Below are 26334 nucleotides of genomic sequence, written 5' to 3' on the forward strand. Positions count from 1 at the left end.
CTGAGCTATAATCATAACCCATGGGAGGAATAGCCGTACTGATTCCCGCCGCCGGTGCCAGTCGCCGGATGCGCGGAACCGACAAGCTTTTGATGGATGTCGCGGGCGAGCCGCTGCTGCGCCGCCAGGCGCGGCTGGCGCTTGCCGCTGCGCAGCACGTCTGCGTGGCCCTGCCGGGTGCCGCCAGTGACCACGCCGCCCCCCGCGCCGAGGCGCTGCGCGGCCTTGCCGTGCAGATCGTGGAAGTGGCCGATGCCGATCTGGGTATGTCCTCGGCCCTGCGCCGCGGCGTCGCAATGCTGCCGCCCGGCCACGATGGGGTGATGATCCTGCCCGCGGACATGCCCGATATCGAGGCCGAAGACCTCTCTTGCGTGATCGACGCCTTCTTCGGCATGCCGTGCCCCACGGTGCAGCAGGCCACCAGCGAAGACGGTGTGCCCGGCCACCCGGTCCTCTTCCCCGCTGACTGCATCCCAAGCTTCCTCTCCCTTGCGGGAGACCGGGGCGCCCGCACGGTGCTCGCCGCCAACCGACACCGGGTCAGGTATGTGCCGCTGCCGGGATCAAGGGCGCTCGTCGACCTAGACACTCCCGAGGCATGGCAGGCCTGGAGCGCCGCTCGCAACGCCGCGGAGTGACCACCGCGAACGGTGCAGAATGGGCCGGAGCGTGGCCCTGCCCTTCTACTCTTTTCCAAAGACGCCAACAGCCCGATCGATCCGCCGCAGCGGCACCGATCAAAGGCGCATCACGCGCCGTCCGGTCGCACGAGGATCGCCCGGAAGTCGTTGACGTTTGTGCCCGACGGGCCAGGCACAAAAAGCGCGTCCAGGCGGTCAAAAGCTCCCCACGCATCGTTGCGGGCCAGCAAGGTCATGGCATCCTCGCCGCCCTCGCGCAGCCGTGCCGCCATCGTTCCGTCGGCAAAGGCACCGGCGTTGTCCTCGGTGCCGTCGATACCGTCGGTATCGGCCGCCAGGGCATGGATGCCCTGCTGGCCGTCGATGGCATGCAGGAAAGACAGCAGGAACGCCGTGTTGCGCCCGCCTCGCCCGCCACTGCCGCGCAGGGTCACCGTGGTCTCGCCCCCGGACAGCAGCACGACCGGTGCCGGCACGGGACGGCCCCGGCTCGCCACCTCGCGGGCGATGGCGGCGTGGACAAGCCCCACGTCCTTTGCCTCGCCCTCGATGGCATCTGACAGGATGACCGCCGGGATTCCGCCCTCATCGGCCTTGCGTGCCGCCGCCTCGAGAGACAGCCGGGCAGACGCGACGACCATTACCTCGTTGCGCGCAAAGCAGGCATCTTCCGGCACCGGTGCGGCTGATGCCTCGCTACGGATATGCGCCAGCACCCTGTCCGATACGTCAATGTTCCACGCCTCGATCATTGCCAGCGCCGCGCGCGCATCCACATGGTCCGGCACCGTCGGACCCGAGGCCACCTGCGCCGGATCGTCACCTGGCACATCCGAAACCACGAGGCTGACCACCTTTGCCGGCGCGCAGGCGGCGGCAAGGCGCCCCCCCTTGATGCGGCTTGCGTGCTTGCGGATGGCGTTCATCACCCCGATCGGCGCCCCTGACGCCAGAAGCGCCCGGTTCAGCGCCTGCTCATCCTCGAGGGTCAGCCCCTCGGGCGGTGCCGGCAGCAGGGCCGAACCGCCACCACAGACAAGCGCCACCACCAGGTCATCCTCGGTCAGCCCCGCAACCGCGCCGAACAGCGCTTCGGTCGCCTCGAGGCCTGCCGCGTCGGGCACGGGGTGCGCCGCTTCAAGCACGCGCAGATGCTTGCACGGGGTGGCATAGCCGTAGCGGGTGACAACCACCCCCTCGACGGGCGCGTCCCAGAGCCGCTCGAAGGCCGAGGCCAGCTGTGCCGCCCCCTTGCCCAGACCGATCACCACCGTGCGCCCCTTCGGCTTTGCCGGCATCGCCTCGGCCAGGGCCAGCTCCGGATCAGCAGCCGCGATTGCGGCCTCGTAAAGCCCCGTCAGAAATGCCTGTTCGTCCATCTTGTGCCTTCCCTGGTTTCGTCCTCACTCCCCGGCCGCGCGGTTGCGCGGCCCGGACGCATGGGCACCTCTGCCCGCGTCCGGTCGGAGGACAAGCTCGAACTCCCCCGGCTTGCCTCCTTCAGCGATGACGTGATCCTGCACCGAGTGCAGGGCGGGCACAACCGATGCAACCTGTTCCTTGCCCAGTCCCAACGATCGCAGCATGACTTCGGCCTCTCCCCCGCGCAGGGGCAGCAGGGCGATGCTGCGCTCCGGCCCGTGGCTCAGCGTCAGGACATAGCCATAGGTCCGATCAAGCGAGAGCCGCATCCTCAGTTCGGGTCCAGCGCTGGCGGTCGCAGGCAGCGGATCAAGGCCCTGCCCGGCCAGCATGGCCCTCACCTGGCCTTCATCCATAGGCACCGCTGGCGTATCAGCCGGCGGCACGAACAGTGGCGACGCGTGGCGCTGGATACCGCCCAGCTTGACACAGGCCCGAAGTGCCTCGAACGCGGCCGACAACCCTGCCAGCGGGATCAGCTGGTGGGCCAGAAGCGCCTCGGCCTGTGGCTCCGGCATGCCTTCGGGCAAGGCCGAAACCACGGCAAGAGGCATCTCGACGGTCTGCTTGGCAAGGATCGCCGCCTCGATGACCTTCGCCCAGATGTCGCTGTCGCAGCGATCGGCGCGCGGGTGATCGATCACCAGCAACGTCAAAACCGCCCGGCCCGACATCGCCTCGGCGATCAGCCGGGCGATGCGCGCGACCGGCAGCGCCGCAGCCTGCTGCGCATCCAGCGGATTGGCCAGTACGGCATCGCGCCCAAGATCGCTGCGCAGCGCCTCGAGCTGTAGGTCGGTGAAAGCCGGGAAGCTCAGGCCGCGCGACTGGCCCAGTTCACGGATCAGCCCGGCGGCGCATCCCGACACCGACAGCGCCGAGATCTGCGGCGCTGGCATGACACCCATAACGTGGAGCATCTTGAGCGCTTCGAGCAGGCCCTCGGGCGTGCGCACCCGAGCGGCGCCAGCCCGGGCCAGAAGTGCCGCCGCGCCGTCTTCTTCACCGGCCCGCAGTACAACGATGGACTTGCCCAGCCGTTCTGCAACCTGGGCCATCTCAAGGAACATCTCGGGGCTGCCGAGGTCCTCGCCCTGGATGCCGAGGGCCGTCACCCGGGGGTCCTCGAGAAGCGCGCGGCCGAGCATCGCCATGCGGGTCTGCGCCGGCCCGGGATGGGCCACCGCGATGCAGGCGATGGGCAGGCCGCGCCGATGCATCGACAGGGTCTGGGCAAGACTGGCACTGCGCGAGATGATGGCGACGCCGCGCTTGACCGGCCGTAGCCCGTGCGCGCCGTTCCAAAGAGGCAGCCGTTCCAGCGCGTTGATCATGCCCCGGCAATCGGGCCCGAGCAACGGCATCTCGCCCGCCGCGGCGGCCAGCGCCTCGGCATCCGCCTTGCCCTGGCAGATCGCGCCGCCTGCTCCCTTGGCAGAAAGCCCGGCCACCGCCTCGACGGCGGCGCCCTGCGCCAGCCCGATGATGGCCGCGTCCGGCCCCGCTGGCAGGTGCCCAATGTCGTCGAATGCACGCAGCCCTGCCACGTGCCCCGCACCGGGCACCACCGGCCAGATGTCCCAGACATACCCCATGGAGCGGATGTTACTGATGATGTCGTGGCACCAGGCCTCTGGTCCGACAAGGGCGACGGACCGTGGGCCAAGCAGCCTGGAAAAGTCTCTGGTCATGTGCCATCCCATCCCGATCAAAGGCTTGATAATTCTCATATAGGGGCGGGCCCCCTCGGGAACAGTTGCCCTCGCGATGATGTCAGGGCGAGCGTTTTCCACCGACCGCTCCGACCAACCTCGAAGTTGGCACGGAACATCGGCGGAATTGCGACAGTTCTGCGCGCAAAAGTTGAACCGTTAACGCAACCTACCGGCCATCCGTGCAAGATCGTAGCCGTACCATTCAAGAATGGTGCGCGCCGCGCCAAGCCGCTCGCCCGGGGCACCGCCGCGGTCCATGATCCACACTTGGCTGCCAGCGGGATCGCCTACGGCAGCAGTGCGGTTGTCCGCGTCGATCCAGTGCACCCAGAGCTGCCGCGCGCCGGTATCGTAGCGCCCCGGAGCAAGCCGCGACAGCGGCGACACCTCGCCGCCCAACGACAGGCTGCCCCCCGTGAACCTCACCCGCGTGCCCGGAGCCACCCCTGCCCCTTCGATCACCGTCCAGTCCCCCGCGAGCCGGGCATCGGTCACGTCGGACTGACTGGCCACTGGATAGGTCGGATTGCGAAGCGGAATGGGCGAGACCGGAAGCGTACCGCGCGGTGCATTGCACGCCCCGAGCATGACAACCAGCAGCATGAGGGCAAGGCGGTTTCTCATGACAGGATCCCTCGGACGGTGTTCGCCATGATCGCGCCGAAGCGCTCATGCTCGGGCACCTCCCAGTGCACCCCGTCCCCGTCCGACACGCAAACATGCGCCCCGGCTTCAAGGAATGCCGCTCCGTGACGTGCGGCCACGTCCTGCAGATGCCGCTCGAGACCCGTTTGGCGGCTCTCGGCGCCGGTAAAGACATCCCGAAGCGTCCCGGTTTCGCGCACTGGCGCGGGGCTTATCACGAGGGTCCGGCGATGCACGCCCTCGGCCTGTGCGGCGAGCACGATGCGCTCGACCGAACGGGCGATCTCGTAGGCGGTGACCCCGTAGCGCGGCTTGAGGTCGTTGGTGCCCAGCATCACGATCAGCAGATCGATGGGCTTGTGGCTGTGCAGGATGGCGGGAAGCACCTTGATACCGTTGCGCTCGCCTCCCTCGACCACGTCGTCATGCACGGTGGTGCGGCCCGGAAGACCTTCGCTCATGACCTCGTGATCGGGCCCCAGAAGCCGGGCCATGACATCGGGCCAGCGCTGCCCGCGCGGATGGCGCAGGGATTGGCCGGCGATGGTCATGGGCATGGTGCCATGGGTGTTACTGTCGCCGTAGCACAGGATGACGCTCATCGTTTCCTCCCGGGGAAGTGGTCGCCGGACGGTGCGGCACCGCGCGGCAGGGCGCAAGGCCCGCAACGACAGAATGTCCCACGACCCGGGTTTCGTTTACCGGCTGGAAACCTTCTGCCCCGATACCTGTCGCAGGAGGACCATCATGCAGATTGTTGGCACGGCACCGACGACAGCGACACTGATCACCCTGCCGGCGCGCGGCGCGCCGCCCCTCTTGGCTGCCGGACACGTGGAGCCGGAGCACGTGGCATCGCGACCGGCAAGGCAGCTCAGGCGGTTACGGCAGCGCTATCTGCACCAGGACATGATACTCGGCACGGAGGGCTTCATCGAAGAAGCTACCCTGTCGCCCGGTTTCTCCGTTATCTTTCAGGTCAGCGCCCATGCGTCGCTGACGCGGCAGCCACGGCCCTGATCTCGCCCTGACTGAAACACCGATCAGGATCCTGCCCGTAGCCCTAGCCGCGGAAGCCGGTTGCGACCACGAATTTCTCGGAGGAGTCCGCCCGACTTGCCGGGGGCTTCACGTTGGCGACCTTTTCGAAGCGCTTCTTGAGAAGGGCCTGAAGCCCCTGCTCTGCCCCGCCCGCAAGCACCTTGGCGACAAAGGTGCCGCCCGGCTCGAGCACGTCGAAGGCCAGCTCCGCCGCTGCCTCGCACAGCGAGATGATGCGCAGGTGGTCCGTCTGCTTGTGCCCCGAAGACGAGGCCGCCATGTCCGACATCACCACGTGCGCGGTGCCGCCAAGCCATTCCTTGACCTTGTCATCGGCACCTTCGTCCATGAAATCGAGCTGGTGGATCTCGGCGCCGGGGATCGGGATGACCTCCTGCAGGTCCACCCCGAGGACAAAGCCCTGCGCCTTGCCGGACCGCTCGCCCAGCGCGTTGACGCGGGGCACCGCCACCTGGCACCAGCCGCCGGGTGCACAGCCAAGGTCCACCACCCGTGCGCCCGGCACGAGGAAGCGAAACTTCTCGTCCAGCTCGAGGATCTTGAACGCCGCGCGTCCACGATAGCCTTCGTCCTTGGCGCGCTTCACATACGGGTCGTTCAGCTGCCGCTGCAGCCAGCGGGTCGAGGACGTGGTCCGCCCCCGTGCCGTCTTGACCTTGACCTTGAGATCGCGCTGCCCGCGTCCGGAGGTGTTCTTTCCCGTCGGCTTCTTCGCCATGTCTGCGTCCCCGCCTTTGGGGCCGGCACGCTCGCGCCGACCTGTGTTCGCGGCTGCAATGCCCGCTGGGGCGCGATAGTGCAAGGGTTTGCGCCGTTCTCCAAGGCCCCTTGCCAGCCGCCCGCAATTGACGATCCAGCCCGGCAATGCGATGTTTCCCACCATCATCGGCCACACCGGAGCAACCGGCGGGCCACGAGAGGCCGGAGCGGGCGGATGTGCAGACCAGTGACGCGGGGGCGCCCATGCGCGTGACTGCGGTGACATGCGTGAAGAACGAAGGCCCCTTCCTACTGGAATGGGTGGCCTACAACCGCCTGATCGGCGTGACGCATTTCCTGTTCTACACCAACGATTGCAGCGACGGCACCGACGCGCTTCTGGATGCCATGGGCGACTACGGCGTCACACGCCTGCCCAACCCCGCCGAGGGCCGCAACTACCAGATGGAGGCACTCAAACATGCGGCCCGCCATCCGCTGGTGACCGGCGCGGACTGGGTGTGGGTGGCCGATGTGGATGAGTTTCTGAACATACATGCGGGCGACCATACCCTTCCCGCGCTAATAGAGGCCTGCGGCGATCCGCAGGCGGTCTCGGTCACGTTCCAGTTCTTCGCCAATGACGGCATCGAAACCTACGAGGACCGCCCTGTCATCGAGCAGTTCACCCACACCCACAATCCCGACCTGTGGTGCGCTGAGACCGCCATCGAGGTCAAGACGCTGGTGCGCCGTGATTTCCCGCTGCACTACTACGGCGCGCATCGGCCATTCTGTCGCGACAGGCCGCGGGTGGCGCCGCCGGTCTGGACCGACGGGTCGGGCCGCCCAGTGCCACCGAAATTCCTCAAGGCCGCCAATCCGCGCCGCATGCGCAAGTTTCCTGCAGCGGGCGCACGGCACCATGCCACGCTGAACCACTACGCGCTGCGCTCTCTCGACAGCTATATCGTCAAGAACGACCGGGGCGACGTGAACCGCGAGGGGCGTGCCTTCGGTGACACCTACTGGCGCGAACGTAACGACAGCGCGTGGGAAGACCAGTCTATCCTCCGCCACCTGCCCGCGCTCCACGCAGCATTGGCCAAGATGAAGTGCGGCCCCCTCGGGGCGCTGCACGAGGCCAGTGTCGCCGCCCACCGCGCCCGGCGCGATGCACTGCTGACCGACCCCGCCTTTGCGAAGATGCACGGACAGTTGAAGGCGCTTCCCCCATATCCTCCCGGCGAACCCGAGCTGATGACAGAACTGGGACTTGCCTAGATGGCCGTGAAGCTCATCAATCTTGGCCTGCCCAAGACAGGCACCACCACCCTTGGCGTCGCACTCGAGAAGTCGGGCTGGCTGGTGGCAGACTTCAAGCTGCGCCGCCGGACCTGTCCGGAGAAGGACATCGCCGGCAGCTTCGTGGGGCGCCAGCTCTACGAGGGCTACTACGGTTCGGGTGATCCGCTGGAGCGGCTGGGCAGCTTCGACGCACTGACCGAGATCTCGGTGCTGAACCGCGATCTGTGCCTCTGGCCGCAGACCGATTTCGGGCTGATCCAGAGCCTGCGCGACCGGCACCCGGACCTGCGGTTCGTCGCGTCGTGGCGCGACCCGGAAGAGGCCGCGCATTCCATGCTGCGCTGGTCAGATCTTGGCACGAACCGGCTGCCTGGCGGCAATGTTCCTGGCCTTCCCAAGGGGTTTGGCGATACCCGCCTGCAACGAGCCACGTGGATCGCGCAGCATTACGCCTTCCTGCGGCATCTCTTTGCCGATGATCCGCGGTTCCTCGAATACGACATCGCCGATCCGCAGGCTCCGGCCAGAATCTCGGCCCACATCGGGGTCGAGTTGCCATGGTGGGGACAGGCGAACGAGAACACGTCGGTCCGGACCGGATCCGCCACGTGAGGATCATCGTGCATATCGGCCCCGACGCCGCAGCGACGGACCGCCTTCAGCAGGTGCTGCAGGCCAGGCACGAAGACCTTCGGGCCAACGGCGTGCTCCACGCCCAGGCGCCGGGGGCCAGGAACCATACGCGGCTGTTCATGGCGGTATCGGACCCTGGAGCGGTGGATGCCCTGCGCTTCAACCGGGGTTACATGCTGCCCGGCAAACAGGCCGAGCTTCGGGACGACCTGCGCCAGCGGCTGATGCAAGAAGTCGAGATAGCGTCACCGGACCTGCTGATCCTGTCTGCGCATCAGCTTGGGTCCGGCCTGTCATCGCGAAGCGAATTCAAGGCGCTGCGCGACCTGCTTTCTCCCATATCCCAAGACATCACCCTTGTGGCTCATCTGGACGATCCCGCGCGCATGCTGGTCCGTCGCTACGGGGCGCAACTCCTTGAAGGGCGCAACCGGTCCCTTGCGCTCGAGCTTGGTGTTGCCCGCGCGCAGGACTGGTGGCAGTCGGCGCTTCGGACCCGTCCGGCGATTGATCCGCAGGCGGGACAATTCGCCGAGGCGCAGGGCGCGGTGTTCTGGCTGGATTTTGCCCGGATGCAGCATGAATGGGAAACCGTGTTCGGCAAGGGGGCGATGCGCCTGCGCAGTCTCGACCTGACGCGCCTTTACGGTCCCGATGCCGCGCAGGAGATGTGCGAAGCCTTCGGCATATCCGGCGCCGTCGGCCCCGCCACACCGGAACGTCCCCCCGCCCCCATGTCTGCCGCGTGGATGACCCGGTGCCGGCTGATGAACGACGCGCTCCTGCGGCTTCTGGCGCAGCGCGGCACGTTCCTGCCCCGACCGCTCTGGCGCAAGCTGCTGGGCGAGATCAAGGTACACGGGCGAGGCATCGCACCCGGTAGCCTCGGCGCCATTTCGGAGCGTTTTGCCGACGACATCACCGCGCTTTGCGCACAGCATCCCGGGCTGAACCCGGCGGCGATGGCCCCCGATGCGCCGCTGCCGTCTTGGACCGAGACGGACCCGACTTTGGGATTTCGCGCCACCCAGTACCTGCTGGCCTTCCGCAAGCGGATCGAGAAAGCCTCGGCCGAAGAAAGCCTGCTGCGGGCACCAGAACTTGCGCAGCTGCGCGCCGCGCAGACGCCGCGCCCGCAACAGGCCCGCCCGATCCGGGCAAAGCCTCCCGAGGCCCCACCGGTGCCTGCGCTCGGGCCCGATGCCGAGCGGCACATGCCCGCCTCGGCCCGGCAGGCTTATGCCCGGCTGGCAAGGTCTCCCTATGCACCGCACGACCGCCTGGGGCAGATCGACGAGGAACAGCGCCTACCGCCCTACGATGCCGCGCCGCGCGCCGCCTTGCCAGAGGGCAGCAGCGGCACGGTGATCATCGCCTGCATGAAGAACGAAGCCCCCTATATCGCCGAATGGGTGGCCCATCACCGCGCCCTCGGCGTGGACGGCTTCCTTGTCTACACCAACGACTGCGATGATGGCACCGCCGAGATCCTCGACCGCTTGCAACAGATGGGTGTGGTGGAGCACCGGCGCAACGATGACTGGCAGGGCAAATCACCGCAACAATGGGCACTCGACCGGGCGCTGACCGACCCGCTGGTGCAGCAGGCAGCGTGGATCATTCACATCGACGTGGACGAGTTCATCAACGTGCGCTGCGGCAACGGCACGTTGGGGGACCTGCTGGCGCGGGTGCCGGACGCCACCAATATCGCGATGACATGGCGCCTTTTCGGCAACGACGGTGTGCGGCGGCTGGAGGACCGCCTCGTCATTGACCAGTTCGAGGCCTGCGCCCCGAAATTCTGCCCCAAGCCCCACACTGCTTGGGGCTTCAAATCCATGATCCGCAATATCGGAGCCTACGGCAAGCTGTCCTGCCACCGGCCCAACAAGCTGGCCGAGGGCGCCGAAACACGCGTGCGCTGGGTCAACGGCTCGGGCGAGGACATGACCGCCGAGGCCCTGCGCAACGGCTGGAGGTCGTCGAAGAAGACCATCGGCTACGACCTCGTGCAGCTCAACCACTACCCCCTGCGCAGCGCCGAGAGCTTTCTCGTCAAACGCCAGAGAGGCCGCGCGCTGCACGTGGACCGCACCATCGGGCTCAACTACTGGATCCGCATGGACTGGTCCGGGGCCCGCGACATCACCATAAAGCGCAACCTTCCCCGGGTACGAGCCGAGTATGAGCGGCTGCTGGCGGACCCCGAGCTTGGGCGGCTGCATGTGGCGGGCTTTGACTGGCACCGGGCCAAGGCGGCCGAGCTGCGGACCATCCCCGAATTTGCCGAGCTCTTCGAACAGGCGCAGAGCCTCAACCTGACGGCCACCGAACGCGCGGCCTATTCGCTTGCGCTTGACATGGAGAGCTGAACCATGACCGACGCTGCCCCCCGCAATCCCTACATCAGCTCCCGGGGCCTCCGGATCCCCAAGCATCCGCAGATCACGACCGGCCGCATCCGTGGTGCCCTGCGCACCGGCACCTACGAGCGCAAGGAATGCGATGCGGTGTCGCGGGTGGTGCATGAAGGCGACGTGGTGCTCGAGCTTGGGGGCGGCATTGGCTATGTCTCGTCCCTGCTGTCGGTCAACCGCAAGGTCGCGCGGGTGGTCAGCTACGAGGCAAACCCCCGCCTACTGCCTTACATCGCCAGCGTCCACGAAGCCAACGGCGTCACCAACGTCGAAATGCGCAACGCTCTTCTGACCGCGCAGGGCGGCGACCCGGTCGACTTTCACCTACGCTCGAACTTTCTGGCCTCGTCAATGCACCGGGGAAGTGATCCCGACAGCATCATCGAAACCGTGCCAGTCCCCCGCCATCGGCTGGACGACGTGCTGACCGAGCTATGCCCCGACGTGCTGGTCTGCGACATCGAAGGCTTCGAGGCCGAGCTTCTGCCCGCCGGAGACTGGTCCTGCCTGCGCTGTGCGGTGATCGAACTGCACCCCCAGTGGATCGGAGCCACGGGCGTGCGCGCGGTGTTCGACGCCATGCACGGCGCCGGGCTCACCTATTTCCCGAAGGCCTCCGAGGGCAAGGTCGTCACCTTCCGGCGGGACTTTTGAAGATGCAGATCACCGCGGTTCTGTGCGTGCGCAACGAGGGCGCCTTCCTGCTGGACTGGCTGGCCCATCACATGGCCTGCGGAATCACTCACGTGGTGGCCCTGTCCAACGATTGCGACGACGGCACCGACGCGATGCTCGACCGGCTGGCAAGCCTCGGCCACGTCACGCATATCCGCAACGACGGCCCCCATGGAACCGGCGGCATCCAGTTCACCGGGTTGAAACTGGCTGACGAGGCAAAGGCGGTACGCGCGGCCGACTGGCTTCTGCCACTCGACATCGACGAGTTCGTCAACGTCCACGTGGGCGACCGCACCCTGCCCGCGCTGATCGCAGCCCTGCCGAAGGCGGATGCCATAACGCTCACCTGGCGGCTTTTCGGCAATGCCGGGATCCTGCGCCACGAGGACCGCCCAATCCCCGAGCTGTTCACCCGTGCCGCGCCCCGTGCCATGGGCTGGCCCTGGCGGGCAGCGATGTTCAAGACCCTCTACCGCAACACGGGTGCCTATGGAAAACTCGGTGTCCACAGGCCCCGTGCGCCCGACCCCACCGGCGCGGATGCAGCGCGCTGGTTCGATGGTGAAGGCCGCGAGCTGCCCCCGCGCTATCGCCGCAAGGGGATCTTCTCGCACTACGGACGCTCAAACCACGGGCTCGTGCAGCTCAACCACTACCCGCTCGGGTCGATGGAGAACTACGTGCTCAAATCCGCGCGCGGTCGTGCGGTGCATTCCGGCGACAAGCTCGGGCTGGATTACTGGGTGGAACGCAACCTCAACCAGGAAGAAGATCCCTCAATCCTTGGCCTGTCCCCCGCCGTGCGGCCCCTGCGCGCGGCCTTTGGGAGAGACGAAACCCTTGCGAGACTGCATGCCGGCGCAATCCGCTGGCGGCAGGAGCGCTTTGCACAGCTGATGCTGGACGAGCAGAGCCGCACCCTCATGGGGCGCCTGATGATGACCCCGCCAAGCCGCCCGCTGTCACCGGAGGCGGCTGCCGCCCTGCAGGCCCACGCACGCGCCGCGCAACAGATCTCGCCAGAGGACGATTGACGCGCCAAAACCCGAACCCCCAACATAAAACGCCCTTAACAGCTCGCAAAAGCACCCCGCTTTTAGCATAATTGCGCCCCAAACGACCGCCATTTTTTCGATCAATACAGGCAAGCCCCAGGGTCCGGACGACAGGCTCACCACCGGGGAACAAAAATCGGCAGGCATCCATGCAGGACCAGACAGATCTTTCTTCCGTCGATCTTACCGGGCTCCGGCGTGGGCAGTGGATCAATGCGGTGTCGCAGATCGGCGAAGCCGACGGGTTCTCCGAACCGCTGGGCAAGCGCCATCATGCCGTCTTCGTGGAGCGGGGCGACACCCTGCTGGTGAGCTTCGAATCCCTTCCCGGGATCGAGGCGCTGTCGGAAACGTCCAAGCCGCTGGGCTGGGAGGTTTCCGGCCAGACAGGTTGGTCGACGCTGACCCTTGTCTCGTCGCGTGACACGTGGTTCCGGGACGGGCGCGTCTATGCCTTCTTCGATCAACTGCTGGACGACGGGTTCTTCGACGATTTCGAAACGGTGATCTTTTACGGGGCGGGCCCCTGCGGCTATGCCGCCGCTGCCTATTCCGTCGCCGCCCCCGGCGCGCGGGTGGTCATGCTGGCACCTCAGGCCACCCTTGATCCGCGGGTCACGGAATGGGACGAGCGCTTCACCGAGATGCGCCGCCTCAACTTCACCTCACGCTACGGCTACGCACCGGACATGGTAGAGGGCGCGGAAACGGCCTGGCTGCTTTACGATCCGCGCGAACGGCTCGACGCGATGCACGCGGCGCTGTTCCACCGGCCCAACGTAAACCGCCTGCGCCTGCCGTTCATGGGCAGCGCGCTGCAGGCGGACCTGCTCGAGCTCGACCTGATCGTGCCGCTGCTCGAGGCCGTCGCCGGAGACAGCCTGGACGATCTGGCATTCGCCCGCATGATGCGCCGACGCCGGGATTACACGCCCTACCTGCGCAAGCTACTGGCACGGCTGGAATCCGATGGCCGCCAGGCCCTGGCCATGACGCTGTGCGAGAACGTGACCCGGCGGCTCGATGCCCCGCGGTTCCGCCGCCGGCTCGAGGCGATCCGCGCCGACCTCACCGAAGAGGCCTAGCCGGCGATTGCCCGCAGCGCCCGCACCCGGGCGGGCGGGATGGTGGCCACCTCGACCGCCGTGAAGACGTGCAGCGTGTTCATCTGCCGGTCGATCACCGCATGATCGCTGACCCAGCCGCCCATTCCCAGGTAAGTGCGCAGCAAAGGTGGAATCGCCCGCAGCGCCGCGCGCGGATCGCCTGCCCCGGTATCGCCCCCCACACCATGACCGGCTCCCGGTCGGTTTGCGGCATCCGTAGCCGGTCCACCGCCTTGGTCCGGCCCGGTGACAGCGCCGAACCGGATCCGTTCAGGCGCGCGCTCTTGGATCTGCCAGCGCTCGGGCGCCGTGTGATGGCTGCGCAGCCGGGCGAAGGCAGCCCTGTAGGGCTGAGGATCGGTTCCGGGGAAGCTGGCGCAGCCGAACAAGAGCTGCGTCGCACCCATGTCGACCAGCGCGGTGATCGCGCCCCAGGACAGCCTCAGGATATCCGCATCCCCGGCCCCCGGCCGGATGCAGAACCGCCCAAGTTCCAGCGACGGGCCATCGAAGCCTGCGGCGAGGTGATCAAGATTGTAATATTGCGCCGAATAGCTTCCGCTGATGTCCGCGCCGCTGCGCATCCTGAAATAGCGGAAACACGCCACCAGCGTCCCCGACGCGATCTCTTCGATCAGGACATGGTGGCAGCGCGCGTCCATGGCATCACGATCCACGCCGCCGCCGGGGCCGAAGAAGGCCAGTCCCCGCAGGGCCTGCGCCGCCGCCACATCCCCATCGCCTGCGGCTTCGCGGACCCGGTAGCGCCCGCGTTCCAGCGGCAACGCCCTGCCCGCGTCCTCGATACCGATGGACTGCCGGGAGGGCATGCGGCCCCTACTCTTGCGCGAACTGGCTGAGGGTCAGGCCGCCAATGTTGCCGAAGAGCTTGCGGATAAAGCTGATCTCGCCGTCGGTGGTGCGAGTGATGCGGCGCGACAGCGGCACCACGTTGCCGTCCTCAAGACCGTAGCGCGACACGTTCTGAACCACGCCGGCGCCATCGAAGTTGATTGCGACGATCTCGCGGTTCACCACCTCGGGGGCCTGCCACGCAAAGGTGCGGACCTCGGATTCGATGTAGTAGTAGCCGCTTTCGTTCAGCACGCCGGAGGTCGTCGGCACGCCCACAACCTCCTGGACGGTGGTGCGGGTATCGACTCCGGGTACGATCTGCTGCAGATCGCTTTCGGACGGGGTATAGCCATGGGTGCGATACTGCGCCGTGCAGGCCGACAGGCCAAGCGACACCATGACGGCCAGAACGGCGGGCCTTGCGGATCTTGCGAATCTTGTCATGGAACTGCGACCTTGCCCTCTTGTCTCTGCCCTTGCGGGTCTTCTATCCCCGATTACATAACGAAGCCAAGCCGTTCAAGCAAAGGAAAGCACTCATGAGCAATGCGGCCCAAGGGGCTCAGAGACTGCGCGTCGCCGCGCTGCGCAACAACAGCCCTACACCGTTCGACATCCGCCCCGACGATGCCGCACGTACCGCCCTTACCGAAAAGCTGGGCCTGCTGGGCCTGCGGAAGGTGCGCTTCGCCGGCGAGATCACGCCCGAGGGGCGCGACGCATGGCGGCTCAAGGGCACGCTCGGCGCCACTGTGATGCAGGCCTGCGTGGTGACGCTCGAGCCGGTGGTGACCCGGATCGAAGAGCCGGTGGAACGCCTGTGGCAGCCCGAAGAGGACCTGACCCGCACGCCCGAGGGCTCGGAGATCGAGGTGCCTGACGACGATGCCGACCCCCTGCCCGACGTCATCGACCTTGGCGCGGTGCTGACCGAGGCGCTGACGCTGGCGCTGCCGCAGTACCCCCATGCCGAGGGTGCCGATGCGGTTACACAGCAGCTGGATTCCGCCGAGGAAGCAGATCGCGAGATCCTTGAGGATCGTCCGAACCCGTTCGCAGCCCTTGCAGGTTTGCGCGACAGCATGCAGACAGGCGGCGAAGACGACGAAGGTAGCAAGTCCTGAGTAAATAAGGCTTGCGATTCTGGGGAAAATTCCTATTTTCGCGCCTTCATCGGAATTCCGGGTTGCTTGCTTCGGTCCTTGGGACTATGAGGCCGGTCACGCCCGAACGGAACGGGCAACCTATTTGCCCCACACACGCGAAAGTCGGAGTTGAGACATGGCCGTCCAACAGAACAAAGTATCCAAATCGCGCCGCAACAACCGCCGGGCGCATGATGCCCTCGTTGCCGGCAACCCCAACGAATGCGACAACTGCGGCGAGCTGAAGCGCCCGCACCACGTCTGCCCGTCCTGCGGTCACTACGCAGAGCGTGAAGTCGTCGCGATGGCCGACGAAGTCGACCTGGACGAAGACGCAGCCTGAAACATCCCAAAGGCTCGCGCCGCATGACGTCCTCAACCGACATCTCCAAGGCAGGCGAGCCTCTGGTGCTTTCTATCGACGCCATGGGCGGCGATCGCGGGCCGGCAGCTGTTGTTGCCGGCCTCGCTGCCTTTGCCAAGCGCAACAAGAACGTGCGCTTCCTCGTGCACGGCCCCAAGGCCGAGCTCGATACCCTTGTCGCGAAACACCGCCATCTTGGCAGCCGGGTGGAAACCCGCGATGCCGAAGGTGTCGTGTCGATGCACGACAAGCCCAGCCACGTCATGCGCAATGGTCAGAACACCTCGATGTGGTCTGCCCTTGATGCCGTGCGCAACAAGGAAGCCGCAGTGACCGTGTCCTGCGGCAACACCGGCGCGCTGATGCTGCTGGCCATGGTGCGCCTGCGCAAGCTGCCCGGCGTCAATCGCCCTGCCATCGCCGTGCTTTGGCCCTCGCGCAACCCGCAGGGGTTCAACGTGATGCTGGACGTGGGCGCGGATATCCGCGCCGATGCGCAGGATCTGCTGAAATACGCCCTCATGGGCACCTCCTACGCCCGCAACGGTCTGTCGCTGGAACGGCCCCGTGTCGGCCTGCTCAACGTCGGCACCGAAGAGCACAAGGGCCACGCCGAGCTCAAGCAGGCGCACGAGCTGATCGCGGCCCATGCGGAAGAGAACAATTTCGAATTCGTCGGGTTCGCCGAAGGCGGAGACCTCTCGGGGGATCGCTGCGACGTGATCGTCACCGACGGCTTCACCGGCAACATCGCGCTCAAGACCGGCGAAGGCACCGCGTCCCTCATCGGCCAGTTCATGCGCGAAGCCTTTGCCTATTCGCCCCTGTCGCGGGTGGCGGCGCTGCTGGCGCTGACCTCGCTCAAGCGGCTTCAGGCGCGCATTGATCCGCGCCGCAAGAATGGCGGCGTGTTCCTCGGGCTCAACGGTACGGTGGTCAAGAGCCACGGTGCCGCCGATGCCACAGGCATAGCCGCAGCCGCCGAACTGGCGTATGACCTAGCGAAATCAGGATTCGGTGACAGGTTGGCCGCGCGCATTGCGCAGGCAGCCGAGGCCTCCGAGAGTACCGCCGAAGAGCGGTCGGACCCGGCGAAAGAGCAGCAGAAGGACGGAACGAACCCATGACGATACGGGCACAGGTGGCAGGCATTGGACACTATCTGCCCGAACGCGTCGTTCCCAACTCGGAGTTCGAAAAGACCCTCGACACCACGGACGAATGGATTCGGTCCCGTTCCGGGATCGAGCGTCGGCATTTTGCCTCAGAGGATGAGACCACATCGATTCTCGCGTCCCGCGCCGCAAATGCCGCCCTTGCCGATGCCGGGCTGACGGCTGCGGACATCGACGGTGTGGTTGTCGCCACCTCGACCCCCGACCTTACCTTCCCCTCCGCTGCCACTATGGTACAGGCACGCATCGGGATGGAGGGTGGCTTTGCCTTTGACATTCAGGCGGTCTGCGCCGGGTTCGTCTATGCGCTGGCAAACGCCAACGCCCTCATCGTCTCGGGCACCGCCAAGCGAATACTGGTCATCGGGGCCGAGACCTTTTCCCGAATCCTCGACTGGAACGACCGCTCCACCTGCGTGCTTTTCGGGGATGGCGCCGGTGCCCTGGTGCTTGAGGCCGCCGAGGCCGAGGGCACGCCACAGGATCGCGGCATCCTTGCCGTGGACCTCAACTCTGACGGGCGCTTCCGCGACCTGCTCTATGTCGACGGCGGCGTCAGCACCAATTCCATCGGCCACCTGCGCATGGAGGGCCGCGAGGTCTTTCGCCACGCGGTGGAAAAGCTTGCCGCAACCGCCCGCACTTCACTGGGTCGCGCCGGCCTCACCGAGGCGGACGTGGATTGGGTCGTGCCGCACCAGGCCAATTCCCGGATCATCACCGGCACCGCCAAAAAGCTCGGGCTACCGCTCGAGCGCGTGGTGATGACGGTTCAGGATCACGGCAACACCTCTGCCGCATCGATTCCGCTTGCCCTGTCAGTCGCCAAGGCCGAGGAAAAATTCCAGCCCGGCCAGCTTCTGGTGACCGAAGCCATCGGCGGCGGCCTTGCCTGGGGCTCGGTCGTTCTGCGCTGGTAAGCGGATTACCGGGCAAATCCACGGTAAGAGACTCTGTTCCAAGTCCCTGATATTGACTCGGAAATCCCTCCGCCTATGCTTACTCAAAACCTGGGAGGGACGGGTATGAGCGAAAAGACACTGACACGCATGGATCTGAGCGAAGCGGTCTTCCGCGAAGTCGGCCTGTCGCGCAATGAAAGCGCCGAACTGGTCGAGGCGGTCCTGCAACACATGTCCGACGCGCTGGTGCGCGGCGAACAGGTGAAGATATCGTCTTTCGGCACCTTCTCGGTGCGGGACAAGGCCGCCCGCGTCGGCCGCAATCCCAAGACCGGCGAAGAGGTTCCGATCCAGCCGCGCCGTGTGCTCACCTTCCGCCCGTCCCACCTCATGAAGGACAGGGTTGCCTCGGGCAACAAGAGCTAACAGGCGCCGGCGGCGACGCAGTACGACGTTGCCTGCTGCCCGGCGGTAAAAAGAGGCCCCCAAAACCGGGGGATAACAACCCATGACCAAGTCCCGCGACGCCTTCCGCACCATCACCGAAGTGGCGGACCTGCTGGACACGCAAGCCCATGTCCTGCGCTTCTGGGAAAGCAAGTTCAGCCAGGTAAAGCCGGTGAAACGCGCCGGCGGCCGCCGCTATTATCGCCCCGGTGACATCGCCCTTCTCGCCGGCATCCGCAAGCTGCTGCACGAGGATGGCATGACCATCAAGGGCGTGCAGAAAATATTGCGTGAACAAGGGGTTCGCCATGTCTCTGGCCTCGCGCCCGTGGCTCTCGACGACGAAGACCCCATCGAGGACGCGCCCTTCATCGAGGTCGAAACCGAAAGCGGCACGGTGCTTCCCTTCACGCCGGCAGAGCCCCCCGCGGCAAGCGCCGTCGAAGCGGCCGCCCCCGAAGAGGACGACGCTCGGCCTAACGATCTGACCTCCCCTCCGGCCACCCCCTCCGCCCAAGATGCCTTGGCCGAACCGGATGCGGACATAGCGCCCGCCGAACCCGCGATGAACGGCGCAACCGCGCACGGCGGTGCACACACGGATGCTGCGGATGCCGAAGCGGCTGTCTGCCCCGACTCTTCAGCGGATCTGGCTTCGGAAGAGCACTTCGTGGAAGATCCGTTGGAGATGCCGATCCCGAATGCGCTTGATGCTTGGGATTCGGGTTCCGCAGCTTCCGTAGATGACGCACCCGCGTCTGATATGCCCTCGGCACCGATCCTCAACGAGGGCGATTCCACGAATGAAGCCGTGGCCGAGCGGGATATCATGACCAACGCGGCGGACGTCCTTGCCCAACCTCGGTTGGAAGTCCCCGCCGAAGAGACGCAGGGCAACCCCACGGCAGACACGCCCGCCCTCGACAGCGACAGCGACAGCGACAGCGACAGCGACAGCGACAGCGACAGCGACAGCGACAGCGACAGCGACAGCGACAGCGACAGCGACAGCGCGTTGATCGACATTGCCGCCGATACAAGCGCCGCGGACGATGGCTCCGCAGACGACACCGCGCTCGCGGTCGAAACCGTCGGGGCGCAGCAGGCCCCGGAGCCTCTCCCAGACTTTCTCACGCAATCCCTCGAGGAACGTGGCGAAGGTACCGTGAATCCCGAAGGCTTTGTGCACGAGGCAATCCAGGCCACCGAGCCGGCCCTGGTCCCCGGTACCGAAGCTGAGGCTGAGGCTGAGGCTGAGGCTGAGGCTGAGGCTGAGGCTGAGGAAAAAGATCCGCTCGCGGCTGTCAATTCCGGAACCGATGGCCAGGAAAGTGTTGAAGATCCGCGGCATGCCGAACCGGCTGCAGTCGATGCAGGCGCATCCGCGCCAGCAGTGATTCCTGATCTGCCGGATCTAGACAACCTGCCTGCCCCGAAGGCGCGCGCCCTGAGCCTCACGGCCAGGATCGAGCGGCTTTCGCCCGGCCAAGCCGATGCTCTGATGCCCCATGTACAGGCATTGCGGGCATGGATCGACGGCGGCTCCCGCTCCGCCCGCCATTGATGCAAAAAGGTGAAAAAACGCGCTGAAAGGGCTTGCCCCTGCCTGCAGAACAGGTAAGAAGCCCGAATAACAAGTCGGGCTATAGCGCAGCCTGGTAGCGCGTCCGTCTGGGGGACGGAAGGTCGCAGGTTCGAGTCCTGCTAGCCCGACCAAATATCCCCTTTATTCCAACGTCTCTCGAGACGTGACTTGTGTCAGAAAGATCAACCCGCACAAAGGGTTGCTTTTACTCTCCCATTTCCTGCCGGGCCTTGCTAAGGACCTGCGAACCACAGGAACGATACCGGAGCGACGGGCATGACCGGGGTACTCGCCAGCCAGCAGATCAACGCCCTCATCGCCGATGGGGCCATCACGCCGGGCCAGCCTCTGGCTGACGGTCAGGTGCAACCGGCCAGCCTTGATCTAAGGCTCGGGACCGAAGCTATTCGCGTGCGCGCGTCCTTCCTTGCCGGCGGCGATCGCACCGTCGCGGCGCGGCTCAACGAGTTTGAGATGCACCGCGTCGACCTCACCGCGGGGGCCGTGCTCGAGAAGGGTTGCGTTTACGTGGTGCCGCTGCTCGAACATCTCGATCTTCCCGCCGAGGTTGGCGCCGTTGCCAACGCCAAGAGCTCAACCGGGCGTCTCGATCTTCTGACACGCACGATCACCGACGGCGGAACCGAGTTCGACCGCGTCCGCGAGGGCTATAGCGGCCCGCTTTATGCGGAGATCTGCCCGCGCAGCTTCTCGGTGCTGGCCCGAACGGGCATGCGTCTCAACCAAATCCGGTTCCGCCGAGGCCAATCCATTCTCTCCGACACGGAGCTTCGGACGCTTCACGAGGCCGAGACCCTCGTCACCGGCGGCCCGGCAGTCATTGGACAAGGCCTTGGGTTTTCGGTTGATCTTGACCCGGCCGAAGGCACGCTGGTGGGCTGGCGCGCCAAGCCCCATACGGGCGTCATCGACCTTGACCGCATCGGGCAATACGATCCGGCAGAGTTCTGGGATCCACTCCACACCGACCGGCGGCGCCTGATCCTTGATCCAGATGCCTTCTACATCCTCGTGAGCCGCGAGGCGGTTCACATCCCCCCCGCATACGCCGCCGAGATGGCCCCCTACCTTGCAATGGTCGGTGAGTTCCGGGTCCACTACGCCGGCTTCTTCGACCCCGGTTTCGGTCATGGTGCCGCCGGTGGGACCGGATCAAGGGGGGTGCTGGAGGTTCGTTGCCACGAAGCGCCCTTCGTGCTGGAACATGGGCAGGTCGTGGGGCGGCTCGTCTATGAACGGATGGACGAGCTGCCACGGCAGCTTTACGGCTCCGGGATTGCGTCCAACTACCAGGGTCAGGGTCTGAAACTGTCCAAACACTTCCGCAGCGCCTGAGTGGCCGGCGGCCAATCCTCAGGCGACAAGAGCGAGCACGACCCTGTCACATCCGACGCGCTCCGCCTCGACGAGGGCGGAAATGGCACGGAAGATGCCCGGCTCCATGCTCGTGTCACCCTTGCGGGTGCAAGAGGCACCGGCAGAGACAGTCCACTGATCCGCACCCTCGTCGCCGCTGAGGCCGGACATGGCGCAGTTCCTCAGCTGCTCGGCTCGCTGCTTGATCCACTCTGCGCTGGCTGCGCGCGACATCACGAGCACCCTCCCCTTCTGCCACATCACCAGCTGTTCGTCCGCGCCTACCTCGGCCCGTAGCGCAGAGCACATCTGCCGGAACATCTCTTCCGCGGCATCCGGGCCTAGCCGGCGCTGCGCGGCCCCCCACTGGTCGATGCCGATCAGCATCAGGCTCACAGCGCTCTGGCTGCCGAAACTGTGCATGAACAGCTCGGCCATCCTGCGGTCGTGGAGGCCGGTCAAGCTGTCACGCTCCAGCGCTCCGGCAACGGAACGGTCGCGGGACCGATGGCGAAGCCGCCTCTGTTCCGCGTTCTGTGCGATATGGAGCATGGCGATGACTGCCGCGATGGAGGACAGGATCAGCATGAACACCGCCATGAGTTCCCTTGCCTCGGGATCCGCCATACGCATCGCGATCGACGTCATCACCAGCCAACCGACCCAGAGAAGTGTGGTCACACGGATGGCATGGCCCACCCGTGACGCGCTGATCACCGATCGCATCATCGGCCGCCGCGCAAAACGCGCCGTCGAGGCAATGCCAAGGCAAAGTAGCGCGATGCTTGTGGACAAGGACATAGCGCCGCTGATGCGCGGCTCATTGTAGAGGTAGCCCGAGAGGGCAAGAAATGGCAGCGTCATCGACATCATGGACAAGGTGAACGACGCCTGCCGCAGCCTTGCAAAGCTGAGCTGTCCGACGGCGAGCAGGACGAAGGAAACCGCGGTGTTGGCGCCCATTTCCCCGGGACCGACGGACAACCCACGTTCGTGCAACACCCGTGACGCGATGGCGGTCACGATGACCGCAAGCCACAGGCTGCCTTCGGGCCGCCCGACGCCGCGCAGGGGATGCTGCAACAGCACCGCCGCCGCCGACAGCGACATCGCGACCAGTGTAGGGACGGAAAACACCGCCTTGCCGTGAAAGGAATAGAACACCTCGATCCCAAAGAGGTGCCCTTCGAGCGCCATTAGGCAGCACAGCCCGACCACCCCGAGGCAGGCGTAGCGCAACCATACCATGCTGCGCAGCCCTGGAAAGATCGCGGCGGCATCATCCCGGGGCGCGTTGAATAATAGGGTGTCGAGACCTTGCCTGCTCATCTTCGTCTCCCGAGAGCGCCGCCAACCATCCGGCATGCCCCCGAAGTATAAGGCCGTCTCCCTTTAGCCTTGCTTAATGCGCGGTCGCGAAAATGATGTCCTCGGCCCGAGCGGTCACAACCGGCCGCTGCGGCGGAGCAAACGGATTGCCCGTCCCGCACGATAGGAAGCGCTGCCAGCGAGGGACACCCTTGGTTCCGCCACAGGAAGAGCGCGTCGTTAGCTGGCGCAGCACATGGCGCAGGATCATGCTCACGATACGGTTGGTGTTTATGACAAACCTCCCTCGGCTGCGCACGCGGCGAACGGGGACAGGCGTAGCGCAAAAGAAGTCGAAATCGCTATCAAGCCTCTGTCATGACACGCGAAACCCAAAAGAACACCTCACAACGTAGTCAGTTCCACCCCTCACCAGCAGTGGCGGCGGGGCGCTCATCAGCGGTAACGGCGTGACGTTGATTTGCCGATTTCGGTCCTGTGGCATGAGTACGGCGCGGAACGCGATGTCCGCGTCGGCGGTTGTCCTGCCACGCCGCACCCTTGCGGAAGATCAAATCGTTTAAAAGGACGCCAACCATGCGCTTCGCCAAGCCACTTCTCCTGTCGACCGGCATCGTCGGCCTTCTCGTCAGCCCCGCCATGGCAGCCCTCAGCGCCAGTGCCACCACCGAGCTCAACCTTCGTGCGGGTCCGGGACCCGAATACGCCATCGAATCCGTCATCCCTGCCGCCGGGGATGTCGAAGTTGTCGGCTGCCTCGACGACGGCGAATGGTGCGAGGTCAGCTTTGACGGCCAGCAGGGTTGGGCCTATGCAGCCTACCTCACCACCCCGGTCGAGGAAGAACCCGTGGTTCTTTACAATGCGCCGTCCTCGGTAAGCATCGAAACCGTAACCTACGAGGATACGTCCGAAACCGCGACCGGCGCAGCAGCCGGCGGCCTCTGGGGCGCGGCGGCAGGGGCTCTGCTCATCGGTGGTCCGGCGGCTGCGGCTGCGGGTCTTGTGGCCGGTGCCGGGCTTGGGGGTGCGGCTGAAACCGACGAGACGACCGTGACCTACATTCGCCAGAACCCGGTCGAACCGGTTTACCTGACCGGTGAAGTCGTCCCGGGCGCAGGTATCCCGCAGGAGGTCGAACTCTACTCCGTTCCGGACAGCGATTACAGCTATGTCAACGTCAACCGGCTGCCGGTGGTCGTCGACACTGAAAGCCGCACCATCGTGCAGGTTGTTCGCTGATCCATCACATTGGTAACGCCGAGGCCGTCTCCCCCGGGGGGCGGCCTTTTTCAATGATCAGTCGCCGAAAAGCTCGCTCTGATCGGCGCTGTCGTCTTCTTCGTCATTGCTTCCGCCAAGCGACGTCATACCCGGTGGCGGCCGGTTCTCGAGCAGGCCAGCAGCGCGCAGGTCCTTGAGGCCGGGAAGATCGCGGGCGTTCTCGAGGCCAAAGTGGTCGAGGAAGCTCTCCGTCACCACGAAGGTCACCGGGCGGCCCGGGGTCATCTTGCGGCGACCGAAACGGATCCATTCCATCTCGAGCAGCTGGTCCACCGTACCCCTAGACACCGACACCCCGCGGATTTCCTCGATCTCGGCGCGGGTCACCGGCTGGTGGTAGGCGATGATGACAAGGGTCTCGATCGCGGCGCGGCTGAGCTTGCGCGTCTCGACCGTTTCCTTCTGCATGAGGTAACCGAGGTCGGGTGCCGTCCGCATGGCCCACGCCTCGCCCACGCGCTGCAAGGTGACACCTCGCCCCTGGTAACGCTGCTTGAGAAGACGCAGCGCCTCGACCGGTTCCGATCCGTGGGGCATGCGGCTCAGAAGCTCGCGCACGCTCACTGGTTCTGCAGAGGCGAAAAGGATCGCCTCGACCATGCGCTCCTGTTCGTCCATGGGCGGTGCCTCGAACAGGCTCGCCTCGGGTTCATCGCCCTCGGCAGCGGCTCCGGGGGTGAGGTCATCGTCGTCAGTCATTGGCCTTGCCACTCTTTCGGTCGGTCTTGCGCAGCTCGATGGGCGCGAAATTGTCGGTCTGGCGCAGCTCGGCATGGCCTTCCTTGACCAGCTCGAGCGAGGCGGCAAAGGTCGAGGCGGTGGCAGAGCGCCATTTAGCCGGATCATCATCCCATCCGTCTGGCAACCAGGAGGAAATGTCGGTCCACTGTCCGGCAAAGCCCAGCAAGCCGCGCATGCGCCCGAGCGCCTCTTCCATGGTGTAGACCGCATCGCGGTCCATGACGAAGGGGCGGAATTCGTCGCGGGTCCGGATGCGCGCATAGCCCTGCATCAGGTCCAGAAGCGTCGCGGTGTAGCGCACCCGGCGCACCCGTTCGACGCCCTCGGGAATGCCGCGGGCAAAGAAATCGCGCCCCAGCCGGTCGCGCGCCATGAGCCGCGCCGCCGCATCGCGCATCGCCTGCAGCCGTTCCAGCTGGTAGGCCAGATGCGCGGCCATCTCCTCGCCCGAGGGGCCCGCTTCGGTGGGATCGGGGGGCAGCAGAAGGCGCGATTTCAGGAAGGCGAGCCAAGCCGCCATCACGAGGTAATCCGCGGCCAGTTCAAGCCGCAGCGCGCTCGCTTTTTCCACGAAGGCAAGATACTGGCGCGCCAGCTGCAGGACAGAGACCTTGCGCAGGTCCACCTTCTGGGTGCGCGACAGGGTCAGCAGCAGATCGAGCGGGCCTTCGAACCCGTCCACATCGACGATGAGCGCCTCGGCAGCAAGGCGGTCGGCGACGCTGAGCGACGCGACATTCGGTTCGGTCTGGTTTTCGCTCATCAGGGGTGCCTGGACAGAAGGCCTTCAAGCTCCGCCTCGAGGGCGGCCATGTCAACAGCACCGGGCGCGATGCGCGCCGACAGGGCGGCCTCAGCCCGCAGCTGAGCAGCCTCGGTCATCTCATCTATCAGCGCCATCAGGGGCGCCATCTCGGCCATGTCGCCGTTGCAGTGCAGCGCGCAGTCGCAGCCCGCGGCAATGGCGGCAGCGCCCCGCTCGGGCACCGTGCCGGACAGGGCCTCCATGGACAGATCGTCGGTCATCAGCAGGCCGCCAAACCCGATATCCTCGCGGATAAGGCGGATCATCGAAGGGTCGATTGTGGCCGGTTCAGTGTTGAGCCCCTCGAACACAAGGTGCGCAGTCATCCCCAACGGCATCTTTGCCAGCGGGCGGAAGGCGGCGAAATCGACGCGGTCCAGTTCCTCGCGCGGGGCATTGATGCGCGGCAGGTCCTTGTGGCTGTCCATCTGCGCAAGCCCATGGCCCGGCAGGTGCTTGATCACCGGCAACACGCCGCCATCAAGATGCCCCTGCGCCACGGCAAGGCCGATGCGGGCCACCTCGGCGGCATCCGAGCCATAGCAGCGATTGCGCAGGAAGGGGTGCGTTTCGGCCCGCGCCACGTCGAGCATCGGCGCACAGTTGCCGTCAATGCCAAGGCTGCGCAACTCTGCGGCGATGATGCGATAGCGCAGGCGCATGGCCTCGGCAGCGTTGTCGCTGTAGCGCAGCACATCGTCAAGCGGCGGCAGCCAATCGCGCGCGAGCGGCGGGCGCAGGCGCTGCACCCGGCCACCCTCTTGGTCGATGAAGATCGGCGCATCGCGGCCCACGCTGTCGCGCAGATCATCGCAAAGCGCCTTCACTTGGTGCGACGTCTCGAGGTTGCGGGCAAAAAGGATGAAGCCGAAGGGATTGGACTCATGGAAGAACTGACGCTCCCCGCTGGTCAGCACGGGGCCCGACGGTCCAAGAAT

General features: G+C 65.9%; 27 protein-coding genes and 1 tRNA gene. 17 read left to right on the top strand and 11 right to left on the bottom strand.

The window, feature by feature from the left end:
- The first annotated feature begins 20 nt into the window (after window positions 1-20).
- Window positions 21-641 carry a nucleotidyltransferase family protein gene (locus tag IEX41_RS13165; protein WP_188790716.1) on the top strand — a complete coding sequence of 207 codons (621 nt, stop codon included), beginning with the start codon at window positions 21-23 and terminating at the stop codon, window positions 639-641.
- Window positions 642-751: 110 nt separating this feature from the next.
- Here the strand turns inward: IEX41_RS13165 and IEX41_RS13170 are convergent, their stop codons facing one another.
- From IEX41_RS13170 to IEX41_RS13185, 4 genes are all read right to left on the bottom strand, one after another.
- Window positions 752-2023, bottom strand: a complete 1272-nt coding sequence (locus tag IEX41_RS13170; RefSeq protein ID WP_188790717.1) for a glycerate kinase type-2 family protein — start codon at window positions 2021-2023, stop codon at window positions 752-754.
- Window positions 2024-2047: 24 nt separating this feature from the next.
- Window positions 2048-3757, bottom strand: coding sequence for a CoA-binding protein (locus IEX41_RS13175; protein ID WP_188790718.1), 1710 nt, complete (start codon window positions 3755-3757; stop codon window positions 2048-2050).
- Window positions 3758-3937: 180 nt separating this feature from the next.
- Complete coding sequence (locus tag IEX41_RS13180; RefSeq protein WP_188790719.1) at window positions 3938-4405, bottom strand: lipocalin/fatty-acid binding family protein; 468 nt, start codon at window positions 4403-4405, stop codon at window positions 3938-3940.
- Entirely contained in the window at window positions 4402-5028 is a 627-nt protein-coding gene (locus IEX41_RS13185; protein WP_188790720.1) for a GDSL-type esterase/lipase family protein, read from the bottom strand. Before IEX41_RS13185 ends, IEX41_RS13180 begins: the two co-directional genes overlap by 4 nt.
- Window positions 5029-5173: 145 nt before the next feature.
- Here IEX41_RS13185 and IEX41_RS13190 point away from each other — a divergent pair, with 145 nt between their 5' ends.
- The gene (locus IEX41_RS13190; RefSeq protein ID WP_188790721.1) at window positions 5174-5446 is read left to right on the top strand and encodes a hypothetical protein; all 273 of its coding nucleotides are present in this window, start codon (window positions 5174-5176) and stop codon (window positions 5444-5446) included.
- Window positions 5447-5489: 43 nt separating this feature from the next.
- On the opposite strand, the gene IEX41_RS13195 is transcribed toward IEX41_RS13190, so the two are convergent.
- A complete protein-coding gene (locus IEX41_RS13195; RefSeq protein WP_188790722.1) occupies window positions 5490-6206 on the bottom strand; it encodes an RlmE family RNA methyltransferase in 717 nt (238 codons plus the stop codon).
- Between the two features lie 245 nt (window positions 6207-6451).
- Here IEX41_RS13195 and IEX41_RS13200 point away from each other — a divergent pair, with 245 nt between their 5' ends.
- The 6 genes from IEX41_RS13200 (at window position 6452) to IEX41_RS13225 (ending at window position 13366) form a co-directional block, all read left to right on the top strand.
- Window positions 6452-7471, top strand: a complete 1020-nt coding sequence (locus IEX41_RS13200) for a glycosyltransferase family 92 protein (RefSeq protein ID WP_188790723.1) — start codon at window positions 6452-6454, stop codon at window positions 7469-7471.
- On the top strand, window positions 7472-8107 hold the full coding sequence (locus IEX41_RS13205) for a sulfotransferase family protein (protein WP_188790724.1): 636 nt from the start codon (window positions 7472-7474) through the stop codon (window positions 8105-8107).
- Window positions 8104-10503: a glycosyltransferase family 2 protein gene (locus IEX41_RS13210; RefSeq protein ID WP_188790725.1), complete on the top strand. Its 2400-nt coding sequence runs from the start codon at window positions 8104-8106 to the stop codon at window positions 10501-10503. Before IEX41_RS13205 ends, IEX41_RS13210 begins: the two co-directional genes overlap by 4 nt.
- A gap of 3 nt (window positions 10504-10506) precedes the next feature.
- Entirely contained in the window at window positions 10507-11202 is a 696-nt protein-coding gene (locus IEX41_RS13215; protein WP_188790726.1) for an FkbM family methyltransferase, read from the top strand.
- A gap of 2 nt (window positions 11203-11204) precedes the next feature.
- On the top strand, window positions 11205-12260 hold the full coding sequence (locus tag IEX41_RS13220; RefSeq protein WP_188790727.1) for a glycosyltransferase family 2 protein: 1056 nt from the start codon (window positions 11205-11207) through the stop codon (window positions 12258-12260).
- Between the two features lie 170 nt (window positions 12261-12430).
- Window positions 12431-13366 (top strand): phosphoadenosine phosphosulfate reductase, encoded by a 936-nt coding sequence (locus IEX41_RS13225; protein WP_188790728.1) that lies wholly within the window; start codon window positions 12431-12433, stop codon window positions 13364-13366.
- Here IEX41_RS13225 and IEX41_RS13230 read toward each other — a convergent pair.
- Both IEX41_RS13230 and IEX41_RS13235 read right to left on the bottom strand, forming a co-directional pair.
- The gene (locus IEX41_RS13230) at window positions 13363-14217 is read right to left on the bottom strand and encodes a GNAT family N-acetyltransferase (RefSeq protein ID WP_188790729.1); all 855 of its coding nucleotides are present in this window, start codon (window positions 14215-14217) and stop codon (window positions 13363-13365) included. The two genes, IEX41_RS13225 and IEX41_RS13230, sit on opposite strands and share 4 nt — an antisense overlap.
- A 7-nt stretch (window positions 14218-14224) precedes the next feature.
- Window positions 14225-14686: an outer membrane protein assembly factor BamE gene (locus tag IEX41_RS13235; RefSeq protein WP_188790730.1), complete on the bottom strand. Its 462-nt coding sequence runs from the start codon at window positions 14684-14686 to the stop codon at window positions 14225-14227.
- Window positions 14687-14781: 95 nt separating this feature from the next.
- Between IEX41_RS13235 and IEX41_RS13240 the strand changes: the two genes are divergently transcribed.
- From IEX41_RS13240 to IEX41_RS13275, 8 genes are all read left to right on the top strand, one after another.
- Complete coding sequence (locus IEX41_RS13240; RefSeq protein WP_188790731.1) at window positions 14782-15366, top strand: YceD family protein; 585 nt, start codon at window positions 14782-14784, stop codon at window positions 15364-15366.
- A gap of 157 nt (window positions 15367-15523) precedes the next feature.
- Window positions 15524-15730, top strand: a complete 207-nt coding sequence (gene rpmF, locus IEX41_RS13245; protein WP_188790732.1) for a 50S ribosomal protein L32 — start codon at window positions 15524-15526, stop codon at window positions 15728-15730.
- Between the two features lie 23 nt (window positions 15731-15753).
- Entirely contained in the window at window positions 15754-16878 is a 1125-nt protein-coding gene (gene plsX / locus IEX41_RS13250) for a phosphate acyltransferase PlsX (protein ID WP_188790733.1), read from the top strand.
- Window positions 16875-17846: a beta-ketoacyl-ACP synthase III gene (locus tag IEX41_RS13255; protein ID WP_188790734.1), complete on the top strand. Its 972-nt coding sequence runs from the start codon at window positions 16875-16877 to the stop codon at window positions 17844-17846. The genes plsX and IEX41_RS13255 overlap by 4 nt, the downstream gene beginning before the upstream one ends.
- A 105-nt stretch (window positions 17847-17951) precedes the next feature.
- Window positions 17952-18254, top strand: coding sequence for an integration host factor subunit alpha (gene ihfA / locus IEX41_RS13260; RefSeq protein WP_188790735.1), 303 nt, complete (start codon window positions 17952-17954; stop codon window positions 18252-18254).
- An 82-nt stretch (window positions 18255-18336) separates the two neighbouring features.
- Window positions 18337-19839 (top strand): MerR family transcriptional regulator, encoded by a 1503-nt coding sequence (locus IEX41_RS21900; protein WP_229673206.1) that lies wholly within the window; start codon window positions 18337-18339, stop codon window positions 19837-19839.
- Between the two features lie 75 nt (window positions 19840-19914).
- Window positions 19915-19991, top strand: a tRNA-Pro gene (locus IEX41_RS13270).
- 145 nt (window positions 19992-20136) lie between these two features.
- Window positions 20137-21216, top strand: coding sequence for a 2'-deoxycytidine 5'-triphosphate deaminase (locus tag IEX41_RS13275; protein WP_188790736.1), 1080 nt, complete (start codon window positions 20137-20139; stop codon window positions 21214-21216).
- A gap of 18 nt (window positions 21217-21234) precedes the next feature.
- Here IEX41_RS13275 and IEX41_RS13280 read toward each other — a convergent pair whose 3' ends face one another.
- Window positions 21235-22566 carry a GGDEF domain-containing protein gene (locus tag IEX41_RS13280; RefSeq protein ID WP_188790737.1) on the bottom strand — a complete coding sequence of 444 codons (1332 nt, stop codon included), beginning with the start codon at window positions 22564-22566 and terminating at the stop codon, window positions 21235-21237.
- Between the two features lie 576 nt (window positions 22567-23142).
- On the opposite strand from IEX41_RS13280, the gene IEX41_RS13285 reads away from it, so the two are divergent.
- On the top strand, window positions 23143-23808 hold the full coding sequence (locus IEX41_RS13285) for a DUF1236 domain-containing protein (RefSeq protein WP_188790738.1): 666 nt from the start codon (window positions 23143-23145) through the stop codon (window positions 23806-23808).
- Between the two features lie 57 nt (window positions 23809-23865).
- Here the strand turns inward: IEX41_RS13285 and scpB are convergent, their stop codons facing one another.
- The 3 genes from scpB to IEX41_RS13300 are packed head-to-tail and all read right to left on the bottom strand — an operon-like array spanning window position 23866 to window position 26313.
- The gene (gene scpB, locus IEX41_RS13290) at window positions 23866-24549 is read right to left on the bottom strand and encodes an SMC-Scp complex subunit ScpB (RefSeq protein ID WP_188790739.1); all 684 of its coding nucleotides are present in this window, start codon (window positions 24547-24549) and stop codon (window positions 23866-23868) included.
- On the bottom strand, window positions 24542-25354 hold the full coding sequence (locus tag IEX41_RS13295) for a segregation and condensation protein A (RefSeq protein ID WP_188790740.1): 813 nt from the start codon (window positions 25352-25354) through the stop codon (window positions 24542-24544). The genes scpB and IEX41_RS13295 overlap by 8 nt, the downstream gene beginning before the upstream one ends.
- Complete coding sequence (locus IEX41_RS13300) at window positions 25354-26313, bottom strand: glycoside hydrolase family 3 N-terminal domain-containing protein (RefSeq protein ID WP_229673208.1); 960 nt, start codon at window positions 26311-26313, stop codon at window positions 25354-25356. The genes IEX41_RS13295 and IEX41_RS13300 overlap by 1 nt, the downstream gene beginning before the upstream one ends.
- Window positions 26314-26334: the final 21 nt, after the last annotated feature.

It is taken from the genome of Salipiger pallidus (genome assembly GCF_014643635.1).
Taxonomy (GTDB): Bacteria; Pseudomonadota; Alphaproteobacteria; order Rhodobacterales; family Rhodobacteraceae; genus Salipiger; species Salipiger pallidus.